Origin of the sequence: Janthinobacterium agaricidamnosum, assembly GCF_003667705.1 — a bacterium.
Lineage (GTDB): Bacteria > Pseudomonadota > Gammaproteobacteria > Burkholderiales > Burkholderiaceae_D > Janthinobacterium.
Genome location: NZ_CP033019.1, coordinates 4,385,519 through 4,409,716, shown reverse-complemented (window position 1 = coordinate 4,409,716; position 24,198 = coordinate 4,385,519). Strand labels below are relative to the sequence as shown.

The 24,198-nt window shown below is 61.3% G+C and carries 22 protein-coding genes; 12 read left to right on the top strand and 10 right to left on the bottom strand.

Translation table 11 applies throughout. The features are described from left to right. Nucleotides 1-30: 30 nt before the first annotated feature. The gene (locus D9M09_RS19920; RefSeq protein ID WP_070291784.1) at nt 31-438 is read right to left on the bottom strand and encodes a PRC-barrel domain-containing protein; all 408 of its coding nucleotides are present in this window, start codon (nt 436-438) and stop codon (nt 31-33) included. 246 nt (nt 439-684) lie between these two features. Between D9M09_RS19920 and D9M09_RS19915 the strand changes: the two genes are divergently transcribed. The 3 genes from D9M09_RS19915 to ftsB all read left to right on the top strand — a co-directional run bounded on the left by D9M09_RS19915 (nt 685) and on the right by ftsB (nt 4,146). Then, a complete protein-coding gene (locus D9M09_RS19915) occupies nt 685-2,337 on the top strand; it encodes a CTP synthase (protein WP_070221438.1) in 1,653 nt (550 codons plus the stop codon). A gap of 140 nt (nt 2,338-2,477) precedes the next feature. After that, nucleotides 2,478-3,761: a phosphopyruvate hydratase gene (gene eno / locus D9M09_RS19910; protein WP_070221437.1), complete on the top strand. Its 1,284-nt coding sequence runs from the start codon at nt 2,478-2,480 to the stop codon at nt 3,759-3,761. Between the two features lie 61 nt (nt 3,762-3,822). After that, nucleotides 3,823-4,146: a cell division protein FtsB gene (gene ftsB, locus D9M09_RS19905; protein ID WP_070221436.1), complete on the top strand. Its 324-nt coding sequence runs from the start codon at nt 3,823-3,825 to the stop codon at nt 4,144-4,146. A gap of 230 nt (nt 4,147-4,376) precedes the next feature. Here the strand turns inward: ftsB and D9M09_RS19900 are convergent, their stop codons facing one another. From D9M09_RS19900 to D9M09_RS19880, 5 genes are all read right to left on the bottom strand, one after another. Beyond that, on the bottom strand, nt 4,377-4,658 hold the full coding sequence (locus tag D9M09_RS19900) for a hypothetical protein (RefSeq protein ID WP_070291786.1): 282 nt from the start codon (nt 4,656-4,658) through the stop codon (nt 4,377-4,379). Nucleotides 4,659-4,810: 152 nt separating this feature from the next. Next, complete coding sequence (locus D9M09_RS19895) at nt 4,811-5,941, bottom strand: glycerophosphodiester phosphodiesterase (RefSeq protein WP_070291787.1); 1,131 nt, start codon at nt 5,939-5,941, stop codon at nt 4,811-4,813. After that, the gene (locus D9M09_RS19890; protein WP_240453427.1) at nt 5,941-8,355 is read right to left on the bottom strand and encodes a TonB-dependent receptor; all 2,415 of its coding nucleotides are present in this window, start codon (nt 8,353-8,355) and stop codon (nt 5,941-5,943) included. The genes D9M09_RS19895 and D9M09_RS19890 overlap by 1 nt, the downstream gene beginning before the upstream one ends. A 151-nt stretch (nt 8,356-8,506) precedes the next feature. After that, a complete protein-coding gene (hslO, locus tag D9M09_RS19885; protein ID WP_121670211.1) occupies nt 8,507-9,487 on the bottom strand; it encodes an Hsp33 family molecular chaperone HslO in 981 nt (326 codons plus the stop codon). Nucleotides 9,488-9,491: 4 nt separating this feature from the next. Then, on the bottom strand, nt 9,492-10,016 hold the full coding sequence (locus D9M09_RS19880; RefSeq protein WP_070221433.1) for a gamma carbonic anhydrase family protein: 525 nt from the start codon (nt 10,014-10,016) through the stop codon (nt 9,492-9,494). A 207-nt stretch (nt 10,017-10,223) separates the two neighbouring features. Between D9M09_RS19880 and D9M09_RS19875 the strand changes: the two genes are divergently transcribed. The 8 genes from D9M09_RS19875 (at nt 10,224) to bamC (ending at nt 17,408) form a co-directional block, all read left to right on the top strand. Beyond that, nucleotides 10,224-11,099, top strand: coding sequence for an alpha/beta fold hydrolase (locus D9M09_RS19875; protein WP_121671163.1), 876 nt, complete (start codon nt 10,224-10,226; stop codon nt 11,097-11,099). A gap of 90 nt (nt 11,100-11,189) precedes the next feature. Continuing rightward, nucleotides 11,190-12,023 (top strand): 3',5'-nucleoside bisphosphate phosphatase, encoded by an 834-nt coding sequence (locus D9M09_RS19870; RefSeq protein ID WP_121670210.1) that lies wholly within the window; start codon nt 11,190-11,192, stop codon nt 12,021-12,023. 213 nt (nt 12,024-12,236) lie between these two features. Continuing rightward, nucleotides 12,237-13,121, top strand: a complete 885-nt coding sequence (gene htpX, locus D9M09_RS19865; protein ID WP_070303511.1) for a protease HtpX — start codon at nt 12,237-12,239, stop codon at nt 13,119-13,121. 38 nt (nt 13,122-13,159) lie between these two features. Beyond that, entirely contained in the window at nt 13,160-13,783 is a 624-nt protein-coding gene (locus D9M09_RS19860; protein ID WP_070221428.1) for an L-threonylcarbamoyladenylate synthase, read from the top strand. 94 nt (nt 13,784-13,877) lie between these two features. After that, nucleotides 13,878-14,555 carry a site-2 protease family protein gene (locus D9M09_RS19855; protein ID WP_070221427.1) on the top strand — a complete coding sequence of 226 codons (678 nt, stop codon included), beginning with the start codon at nt 13,878-13,880 and terminating at the stop codon, nt 14,553-14,555. 42 nt (nt 14,556-14,597) lie between these two features. After that, nucleotides 14,598-15,170 (top strand): class I SAM-dependent methyltransferase, encoded by a 573-nt coding sequence (locus D9M09_RS19850; RefSeq protein WP_121670209.1) that lies wholly within the window; start codon nt 14,598-14,600, stop codon nt 15,168-15,170. 84 nt (nt 15,171-15,254) lie between these two features. Next, on the top strand, nt 15,255-16,133 hold the full coding sequence (gene dapA / locus D9M09_RS19845) for a 4-hydroxy-tetrahydrodipicolinate synthase (protein ID WP_070221426.1): 879 nt from the start codon (nt 15,255-15,257) through the stop codon (nt 16,131-16,133). 81 nt (nt 16,134-16,214) lie between these two features. Continuing rightward, a complete protein-coding gene (bamC, locus tag D9M09_RS19840) occupies nt 16,215-17,408 on the top strand; it encodes an outer membrane protein assembly factor BamC (protein ID WP_070221425.1) in 1,194 nt (397 codons plus the stop codon). Between the two features lie 276 nt (nt 17,409-17,684). On the opposite strand, the gene D9M09_RS19835 is transcribed toward bamC, so the two are convergent. Both D9M09_RS19835 and D9M09_RS19830 read right to left on the bottom strand, forming a co-directional pair. Then, nucleotides 17,685-17,939: a hypothetical protein gene (locus D9M09_RS19835; protein ID WP_071650198.1), complete on the bottom strand. Its 255-nt coding sequence runs from the start codon at nt 17,937-17,939 to the stop codon at nt 17,685-17,687. A 353-nt stretch (nt 17,940-18,292) separates the two neighbouring features. Further along, on the bottom strand, nt 18,293-19,414 hold the full coding sequence (locus tag D9M09_RS19830) for a cupin domain-containing protein (protein WP_070291793.1): 1,122 nt from the start codon (nt 19,412-19,414) through the stop codon (nt 18,293-18,295). A 93-nt stretch (nt 19,415-19,507) separates the two neighbouring features. On the opposite strand from D9M09_RS19830, the gene D9M09_RS19825 reads away from it, so the two are divergent. Continuing rightward, nucleotides 19,508-20,053, top strand: coding sequence for an FKBP-type peptidyl-prolyl cis-trans isomerase (locus D9M09_RS19825; protein ID WP_070221423.1), 546 nt, complete (start codon nt 19,508-19,510; stop codon nt 20,051-20,053). Nucleotides 20,054-20,107: 54 nt separating this feature from the next. Here the strand turns inward: D9M09_RS19825 and D9M09_RS19820 are convergent, their stop codons facing one another. Both D9M09_RS19820 and mutS read right to left on the bottom strand, forming a co-directional pair. Then, a complete protein-coding gene (locus D9M09_RS19820) occupies nt 20,108-21,145 on the bottom strand; it encodes a hypothetical protein (protein WP_121670208.1) in 1,038 nt (345 codons plus the stop codon). Then, nucleotides 21,142-23,832, bottom strand: a complete 2,691-nt coding sequence (gene mutS / locus D9M09_RS19815) for a DNA mismatch repair protein MutS (RefSeq protein WP_070311011.1) — start codon at nt 23,830-23,832, stop codon at nt 21,142-21,144. The genes D9M09_RS19820 and mutS overlap by 4 nt, the downstream gene beginning before the upstream one ends. Between the last annotated feature and the right edge of the window lie 366 nt (nt 23,833-24,198).

The following is a 24,198-nucleotide window of genomic DNA, read 5'->3' as shown; positions in this document are numbered from 1 at the left end:
GTGCACCCCAGCCCTCCGCTTAGGGGTTAATTAATACTCGCGTGGAGTGGTGCCATAGTAACTATGGATCGACGTCGCCCAGGCGCTGTCCGCCATGTTCGGCCAGTTATCGGTATCGAAGCCGGGCGCGTTTTCGATGCGTTCCTTGTCGACGTTCAGGGTGAAGCGCTTGTTGACGGTGTCGAGCAGCAGCGCTTCCCAGGGCACGGCGAACAGTTTTTCGCCGATGGTGAAGACACCGCCGTGCGACATGACGGCGTAGGCAATCTTGCCGCTGCGCATGTCGATCATGATTTCCTTGATTTCGCCCAGGTGTTCATCCTTGGCGTTGTGCACATGGTCGCCGATCAGGGTGTCGGCACCCATCAGTTCAGGGCCGGGGCCTTTGTGGCCGCGGTTGACATACATGCCGTAGGCGTCGCGTTCTTCGTAGCTCATGGTGACCTCCTGTTGAAAAATCCCAGTCTGCGGCCAGGGCGCGGCAGGGTCTGTTCGCTCGCCCACACAAAGTATGGAATTGGAAATATTTCAATTCTTGCTATCGGGTAATTTTGTTGTGCGTAGACAGCAGGAGGGGGAGGGATAGTCGGTATTTGGCGCAAATTTCCGCGCGCGGGGGGCGACGCAGGCGGGCTTTAGTGTATAATTTCAATTTCCCGCACGTGCCGTTCGGCACCATCTGCAATGACCAAATTTGTCTTCGTCACTGGTGGCGTTGTGTCCTCCCTTGGAAAAGGGATTGCCGCCGCCTCCCTCGCCGCGATCCTCGAATCGCGCGGCCTTAAAGTCACCATGCTCAAGCTCGACCCGTACATCAACGTCGATCCTGGCACGATGAGCCCTATGCAACACGGTGAAGTATTCGTCACCGACGACGGGGCCGAAACCGACCTCGACCTCGGTCACTACGAGCGCTTCATTTCCACCCGCATGAAAAAGGTGAATAACTTCACCACTGGCCAGATCTATGAATCGGTGATCCGCAAGGAACGCCGGGGCGAATATCTGGGCAAGACCGTGCAGGTGATTCCGCATATCACCAATGAAATCCAGGATTACATCCGCCGTGGCGCCGAAGGCTACGACGTGGCCCTGTGCGAAATCGGCGGCACCGTCGGCGATATCGAATCGTTGCCATTCCTGGAAGCGGCGCGTCAGCTGAGCCTGCGCGCCGGCCGCAAGAACACGGCGTTCGTCCACCTGACCCTGGTGCCGTACATCGCCTCGGCCGGTGAACTGAAAACCAAGCCGACCCAGCACTCGGTGCAAAAGCTGCGTGAAATCGGCATCTTGCCCAACGCCTTGCTGTGCCGCGCCGACCGCGCCATCCCGGAAGACGAGCGCGCGAAAATCTCGCTGTTCTCGAACATCGAGGAAGACGCCGTCATTTCCGTGTGGGACGTCGACACCATCTACAAAGTGCCGCAAATGCTGCACGACCAGGGCCTCGACAAGATCATCTGCGATGCGCTGGACCTCGATCCCGCACCGGCCGACCTGTCGATCTGGAGCAAGCTGATCTACACGATGGAGCACCCGAAGGCGGAAGTGACCGTCGGCATGGTCGGCAAGTATGTCGAGCTGACCGAGTCGTACAAGTCGCTGATCGAAGCGCTGCGCCACGCCGGCATCCACACGGAAAGCCGCGTCAACATCGAGTACATCGATTCGGAAGAAATCGAAACGACGGGTTGCGAGAACCTGGCCAAGTACGATGCCATCCTGGTACCGGGCGGCTTCGGCAAGCGCGGCGTGGAAGGCAAGATCAAGGCGGCCCAGTTCGCCCGTGAGCACAAGATTCCTTACCTGGGCATCTGCCTGGGCATGCAAGTGGCCCTGATCGAATACGCGCGCAACAAGGCTGGCATGCCGAACGCGAATTCGACCGAGTTCGACCTTGATACGGATCAACCGGTCGTTGCACTGATCAATGAGTGGCAAAACCACGATGGTAAAGTCGAGTTGCGCGATGAAAACTCGGACCTGGGCGGTACCATGCGCCTGGGCGCGCAGACCTGCGCCGTCAATCCGGGCACCCTCGCCGCCGAGATCTACGGCAGCGTGGTGACCGAGCGTCACCGCCATCGCTACGAAGCCAATAATCACTACCTGGCCCGTGTCGAAGCGGCTGGCCTGATCGTCTCGGCCCGCACGCCGAGCGAAGATTTGTGCGAAATCATGGAATTGCCACGCACGGGTGAAAATGCCCACCCATGGTATATGGGCGTGCAATACCATCCCGAGTTCAAGTCGACGCCACGCACCGGCCATCCGTTGTTTACCTCGTTCATCAAGGCAGCGCTGGCGCACAAAGAAGCCAACGCCGCTGCGCAATAACGCGGTCGATCACGACAGTATTACCCGTAAGACAGCTCCCGGCCAGATGGTTCCCGCCGGGAGTTTCTTTGCCCCCTTTGTGCAATTGCGCATCAGAACGCAGTGTGCAGCCCCTGTTACGCTTAACTTTGGAGAATGACATGAGTGCTATTGTTGATATTATCGGTCGCGAAATCCTGGACTCGCGCGGTAACCCGACCGTCGAATGCGATGTGTTGCTGGAATCGGGCGTGATGGGCCGTGCGGCCGTGCCGTCGGGTGCCTCGACCGGTTCGCGCGAAGCCGTGGAATTGCGCGATGGCGATGCCAAGCGCTACTTCGGCAAGGGCGTGCTGCAAGCATGCGAAAACATCAATACCGAAATCTCCGAAGCCATCATGGGCCTGGACGCCAATGAACAGGCTTTCCTGGACCGTACCCTGATCGACCTGGACGGCACGGAAAACAAATCGCGCCTGGGCGCCAACGCCATCCTGGCCGTCTCCATGGCCGTCGCCAAGGCTGCCGCCGAAGAAGCGGGCTTGCCGCTGTACCGCTATTTCGGCGGTTCGGGCGCCATGCAGATGCCGGTGCCGATGATGAACGTCATCAACGGCGGCGCGCACGCCGACAACAACCTGGACATCCAGGAATTCATGATCATTCCCGTGGGCGCCCCATCGTTCAAGGAAGCCGTCCGTTACGGCGCGGAAGTGTTCCACACGCTGAAAAAGATCCTGCACAAGAAGGGCCTGAATACCAACGTGGGCGACGAAGGCGGTTTCGCGCCATCCTTGGCCAACCATGAAGAAGCCATCAAGCTGATCATCCAGGCCATCGAAGAAGCGGGCTACGAGCCAGGCACGCAGATCGCCATCGGCCTCGATTGTGCCGCGTCCGAGTTCTACAAGAACGGCAAGTACGAAATGGAAGGCGAAGGCCTGAGCCTGACGGCTACCGAGTTCACCAACCTGCTGGCGACCTGGTGCGACAAGTACCCGATCATCTCGATCGAAGACGCGATGCATGAAGGCGACTGGGACGGCTGGGCGATCCTCACCCAGGAACTGGGCAAGAAAGTGCAACTGGTCGGCGACGACCTGTATGTCACCAACACCAAGATCCTGAAAGAAGGCATCTCGAAAGGCATCGCCAACTCGATCCTGATCAAGATCAACCAGATCGGCACGCTGACGGAAACCTTCGCCGCCATCGAAATGGCCAAGCGCGCCGGCTACACGGCCGTCATTTCGCACCGCTCGGGCGAAACGGAAGATTCGACCATCGCCGATATCGCCGTTGCCACGAACGCCCTGCAGATCAAGACCGGCTCGATGTCGCGTTCGGACCGCATGGCCAAGTACAACCAGCTGCTGCGTATCGAGGAAGACCTGGGCGACATCGCCAGCTACCCTGGCCGCGATGCGTTCTATAATCTGAAGTAAGCTGATGTAAAACCCACTGGCCGGCCGGAGATATCCGGCCGGTTTGTTAACCGACTACCCCATGCGCCTGATTACGCTCGCCCTGGCAGCCCTGCTGCTGCTGATCCAATTTCCCCTCTGGCTGGGTAAAGGCGGCTGGCTGCGCGTTGCCGACATGGAAGCCCAGGTGGCGGTGGCGAATAAAAAGAATATGGAATTGAAGGCGCGCAACGCCAAGCTCGAATCCGAAGTGCGCGACCTGAAAGATGGTACCGGCGCCGTCGAGGAGCGTGCCCGCTATGAGCTGGGCATGGTCAAACAGAATGAGATTTTCGTGCAGATCGTGCGCAAGGGACAAACCCCGCCACTGCAGGAAACGCCGGTGGATGCTGCCGCGCCGCACTGAGTACTTCCCACTTGCCAGCCTGAACCGATTGCCAGGCTGACATATCACAGCTGTATTACTACCTGGTACTTCTTACTTTCTACTGCTATACACGACTGCCTTGCTGCTTGCTGATCAGAAACGGGCCTTGCCGGTCGAGATCAGGTAGAAATGGATGCCGGTAACGACGACGGCTACGGCGATCAGTGCGGTTTCGAGAAACATCATATAAAAATCCTTTCAGTATTTAGTTAGCCGCGCGAGGCCAAGAAACGCAACTCGGCTGCGAGGTTAGGCATCAGCTTTTCGTAGCGGTTTGCTTCCGAGTTCAGCAGGGCGAAATCGCGCTTGCTTGGGCGTACATAGCGTTCGTCGTCGGCGCTGGTCGTCGCGCTGGCGATGACTTCCTTCTGGGCCAGTTCGCTGTACGGCTTGGAAGCGAGCAGGGCGCCCAGGAAGGCGCGCGTCGCACGGCCCAGGTTGCTGAAGTAGTTGTCGTTGTCGTTGCTGTAGGTGTTGGTAAAAGTGGACATATGCCCTCCATGAATGGTCTGTTGTTGCATTGCACAATAATGGACTTGGCGATATATGTCTAATTTCAAATTCCAATTTCAGAAATTCAAGAAACGAATAATAAGGGCGTAGCCGCCGGCCACGCCCTGAAAAAGAATTTGTTACCAAATGTTTATCCGGCGGCGATGCGTCCCAAACCGGGATCGTCGCTGAAAAAGCCGTCCAGTCCCGTCTCGATGTAACGCCGCATTTCCGCCACGGAACCGGCTTCGTTGCGCGCATTCTCGCCATTGCCATCGCGGAAGTCGGCCGCCAGGAAACGGTTTTCCGGGCGGAAGGTCCACGTGTGCAGCAGCAAACCGGCCTGGTGTGCATCGTCGACGATGGACGAGGGTTTTGCCAGACGCTGGTCGGCGCCCAGCGCGATGATTGCTCGCGTTGGCGGCGCCACCACGTCCGCGTAGGCGGCGATGTCGCGCAGGCCGGCCGGTGTGGTCATTTGTCCAAACGTTAACTTTCCGCCCGCCTTGACGACATCCATCGGACGCACGTCGCCGCCCACCACCAGCTGCATCAGGCGCACGTTGGCGCGCCGTCCCAGCTTCTCGCGCAGGTACTTCAGATTCGCCACTTCGAAGGACTGGATTTCGATCGGCGCGCGGCGCGTGTATTCGTGCGCCAGCATGGTCGACAGGAAACGGTCTTCCAGCGCCAGGCCCGCATCGCGGAAGTAGGTCGAGCTTTTCAGCTCCGGCACGAGGCCGATGACCCGGCCGCTGGCGGCAGATTGCGCTGCAACAAAATCGATGATTTCTTCCCACGTGGGGATCTGGAATTGTCCATCGTACAAGGTGTTGCCGGTGCGGACTTTCGGCAAGCGTTCGATGGCGCGCAGGGTTTTCAGTTCGGCCAGGGTGAAGTCGTCAACGAACCAGCCTTCGTGCCATTCGCCGTCGACCATCTTCTTGCCGCGCCGGCTGGCAAACTCGGGCCGGCGCGCCACGTCGGTGGTGTCGATCAGGTTGCTTTCGTGGCGCGCCACGAGGATGCCGTCGCGCGTGGCCACCAGGTCCGGCTCGACGTAGTCGGCACCGTCGAGGATGGCCTTGGCGTACGACGCCAGGGTATGCTCGGGGCGCAGGGCGCTGGCGCCCCGGTGGGCGAACACGAGCGGGCGGCTCGGGGGCGTGGCCAGCAGGCCGGCGGCAAAGCCCGGTGCTGCCGCCAGGGCCAGGCCGCCCACGGCCGCCTGGACGAAGTTGCGGCGCGAAAAGTGCCGTTGCGGGAGGATGGGTGAGCGCATCAGAAATCCGCCGTCAAGGTCAGGAAGCCCTGGCGCGGGGCGATGGGGAAGGTGTTGTACGTCTTGTCGGCCGCGCCCACGACCACGTTCAGCGATCCTTCGCGGTTGGCCAGGTTGCTGACGTTCACGCGCCAGCGCGGGTTTTTCAGCCAGCCGGCCATGGCCGGCAGCTTGCCCGACACGCCCAGGCCCATCAGGAAATAGCTGGGGACCGACAAATCGTTGGTGTACGTCGCGTAGCGCTTGCCCACATAGTCTCCCGTCAGTTGCACCTCAATATCGCCAAACGTGGCGGAAGCCACGAACTTGTTCAGCCATTCCGGCGAGCCCGGTACGTTCTTGCCAGCGGTCAAGACCAGCGCGGCGCCATTGTTGTAATTGTCCGCGTACTGCGAGCGGTTGTACGACAGGGCATTGTAGAACGAAAAATTGTTACCAAAGTGCACGGTGCCCGCGATATCGATGCCGTCCGTGCGCACGCTGCCCACGTTGGCCAGCACGGGATTGCCGCCGATGATGGAGGAAATCACGGGCGTGGGGCTGATCTGCAGCAAGCGGTTGCTGAAATCGACGTGGTAGACGTTGACCTGGCCATCGATGGCCGTGATGGCGCCCAGGCTCAAAGGATGGCTGCCGCGCACGCCCACTTCATAGGTGAGGGCCGTTTCCGGCTTGGCGTCGCGCTTGAACAGATCAAACGCGGCCTGACTCGACAAGCTCCACGGCGAGGCGCCGCCGCCGCCATAGGTGACGAACTGGCGCATGTTTTTCTGGATATTGAAGTACAGCTGGTCTTGCGGCGTGAAGTCCCAGCGCGCGCCCACTTGCGGCAGGAACCATTTTTTCGTGTTGATGGTGCCGACCGGCAAGGCCGTCGAGCCGCCCGCGATGGCGCCCAGGGCTGGCTGCACGGGGAATTGACCGTCGGCAAACTGCAGGCTGGACTTGAAACCGGCCTGCAGGGCGATATCGGGGCGGATGCGCCATTCATCCTGCAAGTGCAGTTGCACCACCTTGTTGTCGATCTCGCTGCCGTACTGCGTGATCAAGGGATTGCTGGGGCGGTCATACGGCGAGGTGGGGTTGTTGACGTCGAGCGCATACCAGCGGCGGTAGGCGGACGAGCGGTTCTGTTCCAGCCACAGGCCCGCTTCCAGCTGGTGCTCGCCGATTTCCTTGCGCACGGTGGAAATGAAGCCGCCGCGCTTGATGTCGTATTCCGTGGTGCGCACGGCGTAGCCCGAGTTGCCGAACACTTGTTTCAGGTTCTGTTTCGGGTAGTACACGCTGAACAGTCCCGGCAAGCCGGCCACGCCGATGGGGCCGGCCACCACGCCGGCGCCGTCATCCTTGTGGTAATACACCTGGTTGGACCATGTCATGCCTTCGGACAAGTTTGCGTCGAACTTGGCGTAGGCCAGGTAATCGGTGCGCTGCGCATCGCTGTAGTAATTGCGGTAATTGTTGCCGTCCGCGGCAGGCGTCGCGCCCGTGGGCGACAGGTAATTCAGGGCCGCCTTGAAGTCCGGGTACAGGAAGGGGCGCGTGTACGGTGCGCTCGTTTCGCCCGCCACGTGCACGGTGCTGTCTTCGTTCGGCTCGATCTTGTCCGAGTAATTGAAGAACAGGGTCAGCTTGCCCGCCTCGCTGCGGTTGACGTATTTGGCATTGAACTGGTCGCCGCCCTGGCGCGCATCGAAATCCCAGGCGCGCGCTTCGTGGTGCAGGATGGAAAAATAGGCGCTGCTGCCGTCGCCGAAAACGCCCGTGTCGTAGCGGGCAAATGTGCGCGAGGTGCGGTGGCTGCCCACCGTCTGCTGCAGGCTGGCGCCTTGCGTGGCCAGCGGATCGCTGGAATAGGTTTCGATGGTGCCGCCCAGGTTGCTGGTCGAGGCCGTCGCCAGGTCGCCCGCACCCGAGGACAGCACGACGCTGCGCACGTTTTCGCTGATGACGGCGCGCTGCGGCGACAGGCCGTTGTAGTTGCCGTACTGCTGGTCGCCCAGCGGCACGCCATCCATGGTGTAACCGAGTTGCTGGCCGGAAAAGCCATGCACGAACAGCGACAGGTTCTGCTCGTTGTTGCCCCAAGGATCGGCCGTCTGGAAGCTGACGCCTGGCAAGGTTTGCAGGGCTTTCAGGGGATTCGTGCCGGGCAGGATTTTCTGGATTTCATTCTTGCTCAGGGCAACCGAGGAGCGCGTCTTGCGCGAGGAAATCTCCACGGTGGCCATCGGGACGTTGTCGTCGGCAGCCGGGGCGGCAGCGGCTGCCATGTCGGTCGTGGCGGATGCCACGGCGGCGGCCACGGCCGTTTGCGCCAGGGCCGGCAAGCTCAAGCCCGCGGCGCACGCGCCCAGCAAAACGTGGAAGGAATGGCGGCGCAGGGCCAGCGTCAAGTGGGTGGTCATCATCAGCCTGTGGAAAGTGGGAAGTAATACAAGCTGCGCAGCGTAACGGCGGCGCGTGACGGGCTGATGACGAACTGATGACGGAACGATGACAGTGGAAACGATTGCGCCGCCTCAAGGGCGGCGCGGCAGATTCATGGCGAAACTGTAATGCTTAGTTGATGCTGGCGGCTGGCGGAATCAAGACCTCGGCCGGCGCATCCGTGATGAACAGCTGCGCGCAATCGACCTTGTCGAATTCATAATGCTGGCCGCAGAAATCGCAGTTCACGCCCACTTGCCCCACTTCTTCCAGGGTGCTGTTGACTTCTTCCTCGCCCAGCATCTTGAGCATATTGCCCACTTTTTCGCGCGTGCAGCTGCAATGGAAGCTCGGGTGCAGCGGGTCGAAGACGCGGATCGTCTCTTCCCAGAACAAGCGCTGCATCAGGGTATCGATGTCCGTCGACAGGATTTCCGTCTCTTTCAGGGTCGATGCCAGCATCACGGCGCGGTTCCACGTGTCCAGCGCGTCTTCTTCCGACACGGGCGTCGCCTCGGCCTTGCCGCCATGGTGCGGCAGTTTTTGCAGCAGCAGGCCGCGCGAGACGGTGTCGTCCGTGGCCAGCCACAGACGCGTGTCGAGCTGTTCCGAACGCAACATGTAGTTTTCGATCACGGTGGCCATGTCGTCGCCGTCCAGCGGCACGATGCCCTGGTACGGCTGCTGGCCCGGCACCTTGTCGGCCGGGTCCAGGGTGATGATGAAGCGGCCCTTGCCCGTGGCGTTGAGCAATTGCGGCACGGTGGCCACGTCGGGGATGGTGGCGTCCGGGTCCAGCTTGGCCGTGGCGCGCAGGCGCAGGTCGGAATCGCATTCGACCACCATCAGGCGCACGGGACCGTCACCGTGGATTTGCATGATGATGGAGCCGTTGAATTTCAGGTTGGCGGACAGCAGGGCGGCGGCGGCCACCATTTCGCCCAGCACTTTTTTCACGGCCGTCGGATAGGCGTGGCGCGACACCACTTCCTGCCAGGTGGTCGATACGTCGATGAACTGGCCGCGCACGGCGGCGTTGTCGAAAATAAATTTTTGCAGGGTATCCTGGCCGCTAACGGCTGCGCTGACGGCGCCCGTGGTTTCAGTCGTCATTCTCTTATCCAATCTTCTTGAGTTGCGTATTAAATAGCTGGCCGCGCTGCACATAGTTCACGGCGTTGCCTTGTAGCCTGGTGATATCGTCTGCCGTCAGGGCCCGCACGGCTTTCGCCGGTGAGCCGATGATCAGCATATTGTCGGGAAATTCCTTGCCTTCCGTGACCAGCGCGCCCGCGCCGACCAGGCAGTTTTTGCCGATCTTCGCGCCGTTCAGGATCACGGCCTGGATGCCGATCAGGGCGCCATCGCCGATCGTGCATCCATGCAACATTGCCTGGTGGCCAATGGTCACGTTCCGGCCGATGTCCAGCGGGTAGCCCGGGTCCGTATGCAGCACGGCGCCTTCCTGCACATTGCTGTTGGCGCCCACGGTGATGCGTTCGTTGTCGCCGCGAATCGTGGCGCCGAACCATACGGACGTATTCGCTTCCAGGGTCACCTTGCCGATCACGTTGGCCGTGTCGGCAACAAAAGCGGAAGCATCAATCTGCGGCGCATAGTCGCCCAATTGGTAGAGTGTCATCGTCAGCCTGTGGCGGTGGTGGAAGCGCCGGGCGCGGCCGGACGCGAAAGTTTTGCGCTATTTTACGCTGTTGCAGGACAAGTCCGAGCGCCGACCGTCAATCCGGTATAATTATCGAACGGTCGTACTTTTATGTCCAACCTATCTACAGACACAGCATGTGGCGCCATCTGCGCCACTTTCAAGGCAGGCAATCAGATGAAACCCATGAAACTTTCCCGTTCCGAATTCATCAACATCCGCGGCGCCCGCACGCATGTGCGCCACTGGGGCCGCGAAGGCGCGCCCATCCTGTTCATGGTGCACGGCTGGATGGACGTGGCCGCCTCGTTCCAGTTCGTCGTCGACGAGTTGCAAGGCGACTGGCACGTGATCGCGCCCGACTGGCGCGGCTTTGGCCTGAGCGACTACACGCAGTCCGATACCTACTGGTTCCCCGACTACCTGGCCGACCTGGACGCCATGCTGCTGCACTATTCGCCGGAAGCACCCGTCAATCTGCTCGGTCACAGCATGGGCGCCAACGTGGCTGGCCTGTACGCGGGCGTGCGGCCCGAACGCATCAGCCGCTTCATCAACCTGGAAGGCTTCGGCATGATGGCAACGCAGCCGGAGCAGGCGCCGGGCCGCTACGCCAAGTGGCTAGCCGAATTGCGCGAGCCGCCCGCCATGCGCAGCTATCCTTCGCAGCGCGCCGTGGCCGAGCGCCTGCAAAAGACCAATCCGCGCCTGCCGGACGACCGCGCGGCCTTCCTGGCTGAACACTGGTCGGCGCAGAACGAAGCGGGCGAATGGGACATTCTGGGCGACCCGCAGCACAAGCGCGTCAATCCCATCCTGTACCAGGTGGAAGAAGTGATGGCCTGCTGGCGCCGCATCACGGCGCCCGTGCTGTGGGTGGAAGCTATTGAGACGAATATGTGGCAATGGATGGGGCCCAAGGAACAGGCGCGCATCGAGATCGACCGGCGTTTGGCCTGCATCAAGGATGTGCGCTGCGAGATGATGCTGGACGCGGGCCACATGCTGCATCATGATCAGCCGGCGGCACTGGCGCGCCTGGTGGAAGCATTTTTGACCTGATGTGTGTCGGGAACGCCGCAGCGCGATTTGACAAGCAGCGTACAATGAAAACTTCTTCCATGCTGAGCCCGTGCAGGGTATTGTTTTCACATGCTTAAAGTCGACCTGCATTGTCATTCGAATATCTCCGACGGCGTGCTGTCACCGGCCGCCGTGGCGGCGCACGCGCGCAAGGCGGGCGTCGATGTGTGGGCGCTGACGGACCACGATGAAGTGTCCGGCGTGGCCGCCGCGCGCGCGGCCGCGCTGGACCTGGGCATGCGTTTCGTGGCCGGCGTGGAAATCTCGATCACCTGGGCCGGCGAAACCGTGCACATCGTGGGCTTGCAAGTCGATGAAAACAACCCGGGCCTCGTGCAGGGCTTGCACCAGACGCGTTCGGGGCGCGACGCGCGCGGCCGCGAGATTGCCCGCCAGCTGGACCTGGCCGGCATCCCCGACGCCTATGAAGGGGCCTTGAAATTCGTCGGCAACCCGGACCTGATGTCGCGCACGCACTTTGCCCGCTACATCGTGGAAATGGGCAAATGCGCGAATATCCCCGACGTGTTCAAGAAATACCTGTTGGAAGGCAAGCCGGGCTATGTCGAGCACCGCTGGGCCACCCTGGCCGAAGCCGTGGGCTGGATACGCGGCGCGGGCGGCGTGGCCGTTATCGCCCACCCGGGCCGCTACCGCTTCAGCGACATGGCGCAAGGCGTGCTGTTCGATGAATTCAAGCAACTCGGCGGCGCGGCCATCGAAGTCGTCACGGGCAGCCACAGTCCGGACCAGTATCCGGAATACGCGCAGCTGGCCAATGCCTACGGCTTCCTCGCCTCGCGCGGCACGGATTTCCATGCGCCGGGCGAATCGCGCGTGGATTTTGCCATGCTGCCGCCGTTGCCTGCCAACGTAACCCCCATCTGGCACGACTGGTTTTAGCTGACAGCCAGGCAAATCTGCTGCGCGGCGCGCTTTGCGGCCGGCGATGCTCACCGTACTCCAGTACGGTTGCGCTTCTCGGCCACAAATCACTGCCGCTCGCGACGATTTTCCTGGCTGCCGATGCGCCGTCGTGTCGCTGCTTGAAATCTGCGTTTGCGTGCATATCTTTTTGTTATTCTTGTTATACATAGTCATCTGGAGCCATCGCCCATGAAACGTATCGTCCTTTTTATTGCAACCAACCTGGCCGTGATGCTGGTGCTGTCGCTCGTCCTCAGCTTGTTGGGCGTGGGCAATCCGGCGCGGGGCAGTACCCTGAACCTGGGCAGCCTGCTGGTGTTTTCGCTGGTGGTGGGTTTCACCGGGTCCATCTTTTCCCTGTTGATCAGCAAGCCGATGGCCAAGTGGAGCACGGGCGCGCGCGTGATCGACAATCCGACCTCGTCGACGGAATTGTGGCTGGTCAATACCGTGCGTGCGCTGTCCGAGCGGGCCGGCATCGGCATGCCGGAAGTGGCCGTGTACGAAGGCGACGCGAATGCGTTTGCCACGGGCGCGTTCAAGAATTCGGCGCTGGTGGCCGTGTCCACCGGTTTGCTGCAAAGCATGAACCGCGATGAAGTCGAGGCCGTGCTGGGCCACGAGATCGCCCACGTTGCCAATGGCGACATGGTCACCTTGACCCTGATCCAGGGCGTGGTGAATACCTTTGTCGTCTTCATGGCCCGCGTAGTGGGTTTCTTTGTCGACAATGTGCTGTTGAAAAATAACAACCGCGAAGGCGGCGGGCGCGGCATCGGTTACTTTGTGACCGTGATGGTGTGCGAAGTGATCTTCGGCTTGCTCGCTTCCATCATCGTCGCCTGGTTCTCGCGCCAGCGCGAATTCCGCGCCGATGCCGGTTCAGCCAAGCTGCTGGGCAGCCCCACGCCGATGATGCATGCGCTGGCCCGCCTGGGCGGCGTGCCGCCGGGCGAACTGCCGCAATCGATGCAGGCGCTGGGCATCAGCGGCGGCAATGGCGGCTGGGGCGCGCTGTTCGCCACCCATCCGCCCATCGAACAACGTATCGCCGCGCTGCGCGGCGTACAATAATGCTAACTTAACAAGCTGGTTCGCCAGAACGCTTACACATGAGTCAATTTTTCCAGATTCACCCTGAGAATCCGCAATTGCGCCTGATCAAGCAGGCGGCCCAGATCATCCAGTCCGGCGGCGTCGTGGCCTTGCCCACCGATTCCTGCTACGCGCTGGTGTGCCAGCTCGACGACAAGGGCGCCGTCGAGCGCCTGCGCCGCATCCGTGGCGTGGATGAAAAGCACCATCTGACCTTGCTGTGCCGCGACTTGAGCGAGCTGGGCGTGTATGCCAGAGTCGACAACCGCCAGTTCCGCCTGCTCAAGGCGGCCACGCCGGGCGCCTACACCTTCATCCTGGAAGCGACCAAGGAAGTGCCGCGCCGCCTCAGCCATCCTTCGCGCAAGACCATCGGCCTGCGCGTGCCGCAGCACCGCATCGTGCAATGCCTGCTGGAAGAGCTGGGCCAGCCGCTGCTGGGTGCGACATTGACCCTGCCCGGCGACGAGGAGAGCCTGACGGATGCCGACACCATCCGCGAACGCCTGGAAAAACTGGTCGACCTGATCATCGACGGCGGCGTCTGCGCGCACGGCCCCAGCACCGTGATCGACCTGACGGGGCCAGAGCCGGAAGTGGTGCGCGTGGGACGCGGCGACCCTGCCGTGCTGGGCTTGTAGAGGGGCATTGCCCACCTGTTGCGGCGCAGCTCTTCATTTGTTCTTAATGACAACGTAAGAAAGGGCCTGGGACGCCTCTGGTAGAATCGCGGTCATGAGCGATTTCAATACGATAGTCCAGACCGTTGCGGTGTACCTGGTGCCGGTGCTGTTTGCCATTTCCCTGCATGAGGCGGCGCATGGCTACGCCGCCCGCTATTTCGGCGACCCCACGGCCTCGAACGAGGGCAGGCTGAGCCTCAATCCGATCCGGCATATCGATCCTTTCGGCACGATCCTGCTGCCGTTGATACTGTATTTCACGATCCAGGTACCGTTCGGCTATGCCAAGCCGGTGCCCGTCGATTTCAGCCGCCTGCGCAATCCGAAGAAACAGATGGCCTGGGTGGCGTTTGCCGGGCCTGGCGCCAATTTCGTCATGGGCCTGGGCTGGATGATCGCCTTTGTCGTGCTCAGCGTGCTGCCGCCGACGGAAATGGGCATGTTTTTCCGCAAGATGGCGGGCGCCGGCGTCAGCGTCAATGCGGCCATGTTCGTCTTTAACCTGATTCCCGTGCCGCCGCTCGATGGCGGACGCATCATGACGGGCTTGCTGCCGATGCAGCTGGCGCGCCCGTACGCCAGCATCGAGCGCTACAGCCTGTATGTGTTCGGCGCCCTGGTGCTGCTGATGTACACGGGCATCCTGAACCGCGCCCTGCTGACGGCGATCGAATTTGTCATAGGCATTTTTGTCACCGTGGTCACGCCCCTGACGGCCCTGTTGACTTGATGCAAGCAACTGGATGGTTGTAAATAATTGATGGAAGTACCGATGCAAGCAATTGAACCAACAGTAGACACTGAAACGATTTCCGGTTGGCTGCGCCGCTGGGCGCCCCTGATCCCGGGCGGCGAAGTGCTGGACCTGGCCTGCGGCGCAGGCCGCCATGCGCGCCACCTGGTGAGCCTGGGCCACCCGGTGCTTGCGCTCGATCATGATCCGGAAATGCTGGAAAAGGCGGCCGGCACGGGTATCACCACCTCGCTGGTGGACCTGGAGGCGCCGGGCGCCGTGTGGCCCTTCGCTCCCGGCCGCTTTGCCGGCATCGTCGTCACCAATTATCTGCACCGGCCGTTGCTGGAAGCCATGATTGCCAGCCTGGCGCCCGATGGCGTGCTGCTGTATGAAACGTTTGCCGAGGGTAATGAGCAGTTCGGCAAGCCGTCGAATCCGAAATTCCTGCTCAAGGAAGGCGAAATGCTGACCTGGGCGGTGCAGCAGGGTTTGCGTGTGGTAGCGTATGAAGATGGGCGCGTCGAACAGCCAAAAGCTGCTCTGGTGCAACGAATTTGTGCCGTCCGGCCGGATTTTCCACGGTTGGCAGCCTTGCTGCCGACGTTTTGAGCGGCCATACTATGTCAGAATGCACCACAGGCGCGGGCTATCCGCTACAATCGTTGTTTTATTTATCGGCGCTATAAACTTACTATGATCAAGGGCAGCATTGTAGCAATCGTCACCCCGATGCACGCAGACGGCAGTCTGGACTTTCCAGGTCTGCGCAAGCTGATCGACTGGCATATCGCCGAGGGTACGGACGGCATCGTCATCGTTGGCACAACGGGCGAATCGGCAACAGTCAGCGTGGAGGAACACTGCGAACTGATCCAGTTGACCGTCGAACATGCCAAGGGACGCATTCCTATCATCGCCGGTGCCGGAGGCAACTCCACGGCCGAGGCCATCAAACTGACGCGTTACGCGAAAGAAGCGGGCGCCGATGCTGTCTTGCAAGTGGTGCCGTACTACAACCGTCCTACCCAGGAAGGCATGTACCAGCACTTCAAGGCCATCGCCGAAGCCGTCGACATCCCCGTCATCCTGTACAACGTGCCTGGCCGCACGGTTGCCGACATGAGCAACGAAACGATCGTGCGCCTGTCCGCCATCCCGAATATCGTCGGCGTGAAAGATGCGACCGGCAATATCGGCCGCGGCATCGACCTGCTGCGCCTGGTGCCGGCCGACTTCGCCGTGTACTCGGGCGACGATCCGACGGCCATGGCGCTGATGTTCTGCGGCGGTCACGGCAACATTTCCGTGACGGCCAACGTCGCGCCGCGCGCCATGCACGAACTGTGCGTCGCGGCCATGGCGGGCGAGCGTGCCAAGGCGATTGCCATCAATAACAAAGTTTTCCCTCTGCACCAGAAATTGTTTGTCGAGCCCAACCCGGTGCCCGTCAAATGGGCGATGGCCGAAATGGGCCTGATGCCTGCCGGCATACGCTTGCCACTGGTGCCGCTGGCTGAAAACTGCCATGCCACCGTGCGCGATGCCTTGCGTGACGCCGGCGTCCTGTCTTAAGGCCGAACTTCAAGCCCGGACTTGACCAGTCCGGACCTTCCCTGATTCCAGCTGCTACTTAGCTTCTTATCCAGTTACGACATGACTAATTGCAAGAAAAACCAATCGGCGCCTGCCACCATCGCCGTCCGCGGCATCGTCATCGGCGCCGTCGCAGCCAGCCTCGCGGGCTGCGGCATGATCAGTTCGGTAGTCGGCGGCGACAAGGTCGACTACAAGTCGGTCAAGAAAGCCGGCACCCTGGACGTGCCGCCTGACCTGACGCAATTGCAGCAGGACAACCGCTACTCCTTGCCGGATGCGAAAAACGGCGTGGCCACGGCGTCCGGCTACAACGCGCAGCGCAACGCCACGGCCGGTACCCCGGTCGTTGTGGGCGCCGACGGCGTGGTCGGCGTGGTGCCGGTCACGGCAGGCGGCGTGAAGGTCGAGCGTGCGGGCAACCAGCGCTGGCTGGTCGTCAAGCAGTCGCCCGAGGTGCTGTGGCCGCAGCTCAAGCAATTCTGGGAAGATTCGGGCTTTACCATTGCCGTCGACCAGCCGACGGCTGGCATCATGGAAACCGAGTGGAACGAAAACCGCGCCAAGGTGCCGCAAGACTTTATCCGCAGCACCATCGGCAAGGCCTTCGATTCGCTGTACTCGACCGGTGAAAAAGACAAGTTCCGTACCCGCGTGGAGCGCCTGGCCGACGGTTCGACCGAGATCTACATCAGCCACCGCGGCGTGGAAGAGGTTGTCACCGGCCGCGACAAGGAAACCACCACCTGGACCGCTCGCCCGAACGATCCGGGCCTGGAAGCGCAATTCCTGGCCAAGCTGATGACGCGCCTGGGCGCGGCCAGCGACGAAGCACAAGCGAAGACGTCCGTCGATGCCGCGATTGTGCAGCCGCAGCACGCCAAGCTGGTGGGCGATGCCGCCACGCCGGCGCGCGCCATCGAAGTCGATGAGGGTTTCGACCGCGCCTGGCGCCGTGTCGGCCTGGCGCTGGACCGCGTCGGCTTCACCGTGGAAGACCGCGACCGCACGCAAGGCACGTATTTCGTGCGTTACGTCGATCCGGACGCGGTCAAGAAAGATGGCTTCTTCTCGAAGCTGTTCAGCTGGGGCTCGTCGTCCGACAAGGACAAGGAAGCGCAGCGCTACCGCGTCCTGGTCAAGGCCGGCACTGGCTCGACCAGCTTGGTCAGCGTCCTCAGCAACGAAGGCAAACCCGATACCTCGCCGGTGGCCGAGAAGATCCTGGGTCTGCTGAATGATCAGTTGAAATAAGCGCTACATTCGCGGCAGGCATCAGAACCTGCCGCGCATTAAAAAGGCTGGCCCGGGAAACCGGGTCAGCCTTTTTTAATTGTGAATGCACTTGGACGTAGCAACGCCCAACAAAACCGTAGCGAGCGCCAGTGATTTGTGGCTAAGAAGCGCAACCGTACTTTAGTACGGTGAGCATCGCAGGCCGCAAAGCGCCGCGCGCAGTAGGTTTGGTTGGGCGTTTACCCAACAAAAAAGCCGGCCCTAAGGCCGGCTTTCTCTAGTGCTGGGTGCTAATTACTTAGCAGCCGATGCAGCAGCCGAAGCGGCAGCAGCAGCGTCCGAAGCGGCCGAAGCAGCGCTCGAAGCAGCAGCAGCAGCGTCGGTAGCGGCCGAAGCAGCAGCGTCAGCAGCAGCAGCTGGAGCAGCTTCAACTGCTGGTGCTGGTGCTGGGGTTTCAACTACTGGTGCTGGTGCAGGAGCTTCTTCTTTTTTGCTGCAAGCAGCCAGAGCAACAACCATCAGGGAGGCGATCAGCAGGGATTTTTTCATTTGTTTTCCTTAATTATTTCAAAAAATAAATCAATATTGTTGCGATGAATAATTACCGGTAATTATCGCTCGTTAGGTCGTCTTCGAAGGCTTTTCGTACCAGGTGGTGCCTGCCAGACAACGGAAACTTCCTAACCGAATATTATAGCGATTTTTGGTGCGTCGCAATAGGAGCAAGAGGCAAATTCGCAACTATTTTGTGATATCGCAATATTTGCCGAAGCAAATTGCAAGCAAGTGTAAGCGATTTGCGAAAGCGCGACAAAACGATATAAAAATAATATGTTTCATTGCGCTGGCGCAGAAGCTGTTATTTTACCTACTGTAATACCACTTTGCTACGACACGCTCATTCAAGCCAGTTCGATCCAGCCATCCTGATACCAGGTATACAAAGCATCCATCACGTCATCGGACGCCTGTGCCACGGCGGCGCCATCGAGGGCGCGTTCGTTGGCCAAGGTTTCCAGGGCCGTTTTGTCGGCCTTGCCAATGGCAAACGATTCGCCATTGATGAAGACATTCTTGCCACGATACAGCATCAGCGTCTTGCGCGACAACACGACACCCTTTTTCTGCGCGGCGTCCGCGAAGCGGCCCACCGTCAGCGGCTTGGACAGCGGCGTGAAAAACACATTGTGCTTCGGTTCCGACAGGTGTTCGCCCAGGAAAATGGTCACGTCTTCTTCCGTGAAGCGCACCTTGTTCATTTCTTCCGCGATGGTGCTGAGCATTTCACGGGGGATTTCCGCCGGCTTGCCCGACGCTTTCAGGTCGGGATCGCTGTAAATGCCCGGCAAGTCGATCGAATCGGCCATGAATTGCAGGAAAGCTTCGCCCAGTTCCTGGAACGATGGCGAGCGGAAACCGATCGAATACGTCTGGCAGTCGCCGATGGCCACGCCGTCGTGCGCGTAGTGGGGCGGCAAATACAGCATGTCGCCCGGTTCCAGCGTGAATTCTTCGTCGGGCGTGAAGTTGCTGAGGATTTTCAGCGGCAAGCCGTCGATGAGGCTCAGGTCCTTCTGCGCACCGATGCGCCAGTGGCGCTTGCCCTGGCCTTGCAGAAGGAATACGTCATAGGAATCGAAATGCGGGCCCACGCCGCCGCCATCGGTGGCGAAGCTGACCATCAGGTCGTCCAGGCGCGCGTCGGGCAGGAAGCGGAACTGGCGCAGCAGGGCGTCGGCCTTGGCGCTGTGCAAGTTGGCGCCCTGCACCAGCAGGGTCCATTCCTTCTGTTTGAGCGAGGGCAGGCTGGTCAGTGGACCTTGCTGCATGTTCCAGTGTCCATCCGCATGGCTGACCAGACGCGATTCGACGTGGTCCAGGGCAGCCAGCTCGGCCAGGGCCTTGACATCGAACAGCGCCTTGAAGCCAGGCACGGCTTGACGGATCAACAAGGGTTTTTTATGCCAGTAGTCGCGCAGGAATTGCGCCGGCGTGATATCGCCGAGGAGAGTTAATTTTTTCATGCGCCCATTATAACAACCGGAAATGCAGGAATGCGCCTGCCGTTGGCGGCGTGAAGGTATAATTTGCCAGCTTATACAATGAAAGGAAGCATAATGAAGATTGCCAAAAATACGGTCGTGACTGTCAACTACAAACTGTCAGACGCGCAAGACAATCTGATCGAAGACGGCCGTCAGCCGATGGTCTACCTGCACGGTGATTATGAAAACACCCTGCCGAAGATCGAAGAAGAGCTCGACGGCAAGGAAGTTGGCTATTCCAACACGATCCAGATCGAACCGGATGATGCTTTCGGTGAATACGATCCCGCCCTGGTCAAGGTCGAGCCGCGCAATCGCCTGCCTGAGCCGCTGGAAGTGGGCATGCAGTTCGAAGGCATGCCGGAAAGCGATTCGCCGGACGAAGAAGCGATGATCTTCACCGTGACCGATATCGCCGACGACAAAGTCGTGCTGGATGGCAACCATCCACTGGCCGGCATCGCGCTGCGCTTCTCGCTGACCGTCGCTGACGTGCGCGAAGCCACCGAAGAAGAAATCGCCCATGGCCACGTGCATGGCGCACACGGCCATGACCATGGCGATGAAGATGATGAAGGCGAAGAGGGCGATCACTTCCGCACGCACCCGATTCATTAATACCGCTTGTTCCAGGCCGGCTATATGCCGGCCTGTTCGTTTGTGCCGCTGTAATTAACGACGTAGCGTTGACGCCTTGGCCCTCGCTTGCGCCGATGGGCGGGTGGCACGTTGACGTACCTCAAAGAATGGCGTCTTGCCGGGCCGTACGGCAATGGCGGACCAGTCGTTGTCGATGCTGACGTGGCCCAGGTTGCCTTTCCAGCTGATTTTTGGCGCGTCCGTCCTGGCCGCGGCCTTTTTGTTTTTGCCTTCCTTGCCGTCCGCTTCGGCTTCGCGCTGCGTATCGATCAATAACACCTTGCCGCTGAACTTCTTCGCCAGGGTGCGCACCTGCTTGCGCGGTCCGGCAAAACCATCCTGTTTCGAACTAAAGCTGGGCAGCAGCGAATTGTCGTCTTCATCGAGCACGCCCATGTCGCCATCGGAAAACAGCACGATGCCGTCGAGTTTCTTTCGTTGCGCCATGGCGAACAGGCGCTGCAGCCAGGAACGGTTGGCGACCAGCCGGTCTTCGAATTCGCTGTTGCGGCCGGCTTCTGGCAGGAAATGGTTGTTATTTGCGGGCAGGTTGATGGTGGCAAACAGCACGCCGCCGTATTCCCAGTGGGCGTTTTCCGCATAGCTGCGGAATTTCGCCGTCGATGACAATCGTGACAGGGTCAGCTTGCGCTGGCCCAGGCTCTGGTCGTCGGCGAAATACACGTCGCGCAGGCGGTTCAGGCGCTCGATGGCGTTGATGCGGCCGCGCGAATTGCGGCAGTTGGCCCAGTCGCTGGCCGACAGCGAGACGATCAGCGGCGGGCCGCTGGCGTCCAGCAGGTCCTTGCGTTGGCTGTACAGCTTGTCGCTGCACGATTCGCTGGCGGCCTTGATGCCGGTGGCCACGACGAAGGACGCGTTGAAAGCGCTGGTGTCCGCGATGGCTTTTTTCAGGGGGCCATCGTCGGGCCCCGCGTTGAAGGAATGGCCCAGCACGGCAAACTCGAAGCCGGCCTGGTCGCCAGGGGCGGCCAGCGCCGCTTGCCATGGCAGGCTGACGGCCAGCAAGCCGGCGGCCAGCAGGCGGATCGTGCCGCGCCGGATCGTCATGCGGCGGCCAGCCGTTTCAACTGATACAGCTGCTCCAGCGCATCGCGCGGCGTGAGCGCGTCGGGATCGAGGTCGGCGATGGCGTCGAGCAAGGCTTGCTGCGCCGCGTTCAATGCGGCCAGCGGCGCCGCCGCCTCTTCTTCCTCTTGCGCATACGGATCGGCGGCCGGGGCGGCGAACAGGTCGCGCTGCGGCGTGGCGTCGAGCGCCTGCGCTTCCAGGCGCGCCAGGTGCTTGCGCGCGGCCTTGATCACGGGCTGCGGCACGCCGGCCAGCTGCGCCACCTGCAAGCCGTAGCTTTGCGAGGCGGGACCGGCTTGCACGGCGTGCAGGAAGACGATGCTGTCCTTGTGCTCGACGGCGGACAGATGCACGTTGGCGGCGCTCGGATGGCTGTCCGGCAATTGCGTCAGCTCAAAGTAGTGCGTGGCGAACAGGGTGAAACTGCGGCTGCTGTCGATCAGATGGCGCGCGATGGCCCAGGCCAGGGCCAGGCCGTCGAAGGTCGAAGTGCCGCGGCCCACTTCATCCATCAGCACCAGCGAATGCTCGGTGGCGCCGTTCAAAATCGCTGCCGATTCCGTCATTTCCACCATGAAGGTCGAGCGTCCGCCCGCCAGGTCGTCGGTGGCGCCGATACGCGTGAAGATGCGGTCGATGGGGCCGATGGTGGCGGATGCGGCCGGCACGTAACTGCCCACGTAGGCCAGCAGGGTGATCAATGCCACCTGGCGCATGAACGTCGATTTACCGCCCATGTTCGGACCGGTAATCAAGAGCAGGCGGCGTTCGTTGACGAGGCGGCAATCGTTGGCGATGAAGCGTTCGATCTGCTTTTCCACCACGGGGTGGCGGCCTTCGACGATGTTGATGCACGGCTCGTCGACCAGTTGCGGGGCGGCCCAGTTGTGCTGCTGCGCGTGTTCCGTCAGCGCGTTCAGGGTGTCGAGCTGGGCCAGGCCTTGCGAAATCGTCTGCAGGGTGCCGATGTACGGCGCCAGCTCGGCCAGCAGCAGGTCGTACAGCAGTTTTTCGCGTACGAGGGCCTTGTCTTGCGCCGACAGGGCCTTGTCTTCGAACACCTTGAGTTCGGGCGTGATGTAGCGCTCGGCGTTCTTCAGGGTCTGGCGGCGGCGGTAGTCGTCCGGCACCTTGTCCGTCTGGCCGTGCGTGACTTCGATATAGAAGCCGTGCACCTTGTTGTATTCGACGCGCAGGTTGGCGATGCCCGTGCGGGCCCGTTCGCGCGTTTCCAGGTCGAGCAGGAACTGGCCCGCGTTCTCCGACAGGGCGCGCAATTCGTCCAGTTCGGCATCGAAACCGGTGGCGAACACGCCGCCGTCGCGCACCATGGCGGCCGGTTCCTGCGCCACGGCGCGCACCAGCAAGTCCAGGCAGGCGGCCGGCGTGGCCAGGGCTCCGTGGATGGCGGCCAGCAAACCCGTTTCGCCGCCCTGGCCGGGACCATAACAACGGACCACGTCGCCGCGCAGGGCCGGCAGTTGCAGCAGGCCGTCGCGCAGGGCGGCCAGGTCGCGCGGACGCGCCGACAGCAGGGCGATGCGTGTGGTGATGCGTTCGATATCGGGTACTTGCGCCAGCGTGGCGGCGAGCGGACCGGCCGCCTCGCTTTGCGCCAGCGCGGCAATCGCTTCATGGCGCGCGCGCGCCACGTTCTGGTCGCGCCGCGCATGGTGCAGCCAGTGGCGCAGCATGCGCGAACCCATGGCCGTGCGGCAATGATCCAGCAGGGAGAACAAGGTCGGCGATTCCTGCCCGCGGATGGTTTCCGTCAATTCCAGGTTGCGGCGCGTGGCCGCGTCCAGGCCGATGAATTCGCTTTCCGTTTCCGTCGTCAAGGAGCGCACGTGCTGCAAGCCCCGCCCTTGCGTCGATTGCGCATAGCGCAGCAGCGCGCCGGCCGCGCCGAACGCGGCGCCGAGGCCATCGGCGCCAAAGCCCGTCAGGGTCGCCACGCCCAATTGATCGAGCAGTGCCTTGTGGCCGCCCACCACATCGAAATGCCAATCCGGCACGCGGTTGATGTGCGTGCCCGCGTAGTCGTCGAACAGGTTGCCGTTGTCGCCGCTGAGAATTTCAGCGGGCACGATGCGTTCCAATTCCTGCTGCAGGCGCGCCGCCACGGTGGCGCTGTCGCCGGAAAACTCCATCAGTTTCAAGGCGCCGCTGGCCAGCGACAGCCAGGCCAGGCCCGTGGTGACCGTCTTGCGCTGCGTGATGCTGCACATGGCCAGCAGCGGGCGCTCGGCCTTTTCCGGCAGCAAGTCCGCATCCGTCAGGGTGCCGGGCGTGACCACGCGCATGACCTTGCGCTCGACGGGTCCCTTGCTGGTGGCCGGGTCGCCGATCTGTTCGCAAATGGCCACCGACTCGCCCAGCTTGACCAGCTTGGCCAGGTAGCCGTCCAGCGAGTGAAACGGCACGCCGCACATCTTGATGGGGTTGCCGCTGGCCACGCCGCGCGCCGTCAGGGTAATGCCCAGCAGGCGCGCCGCTTTTTCCGCATCTTCGAAAAACAACTCGTAGAAATCGCCCATGCGGTAGAAGACCAGCATCGTCGGGTGGTTTTCCTTGATGCCCATATATTGTTGCATCATGGGCGTGAGCTTTTCAGCCGAATTCTTCTTTGCCGCGGCGGCGTTGATTTCTTTTGGGACGGTGGTCATGTGTTCTTTGTCGTTGGTCCGGCCGCAGGGAAGGCATGCCTGCCGGGCTGTGGGTGGTGCTGTTGTGCGTGCCAAGCCGCGCCAGTGGAGCGGAGCTTGGGTTCAAGGCCGTCATTTTACCGCTTTCGGCGGGCGGAGCGGGGTATTGCGTGCGGATGTGAAAAAGCCGCGCTTGTGGAGGTCGGGGCGGCCTGGGTAGAATGAAATTCTATTTCCATTTCGCAAGACGATGTGCTTGCTTTGGCCGTGGCCGCCTTTGCAGAGCAAGTCTTCAAGTAGACCATCGAGCGAGTGTTTCGGGACGGGGAGGCTCCGCTCTCCATTTCGCGAAAGTGGCCATCGTTATTCGTGGGCCCAGTCAATCTT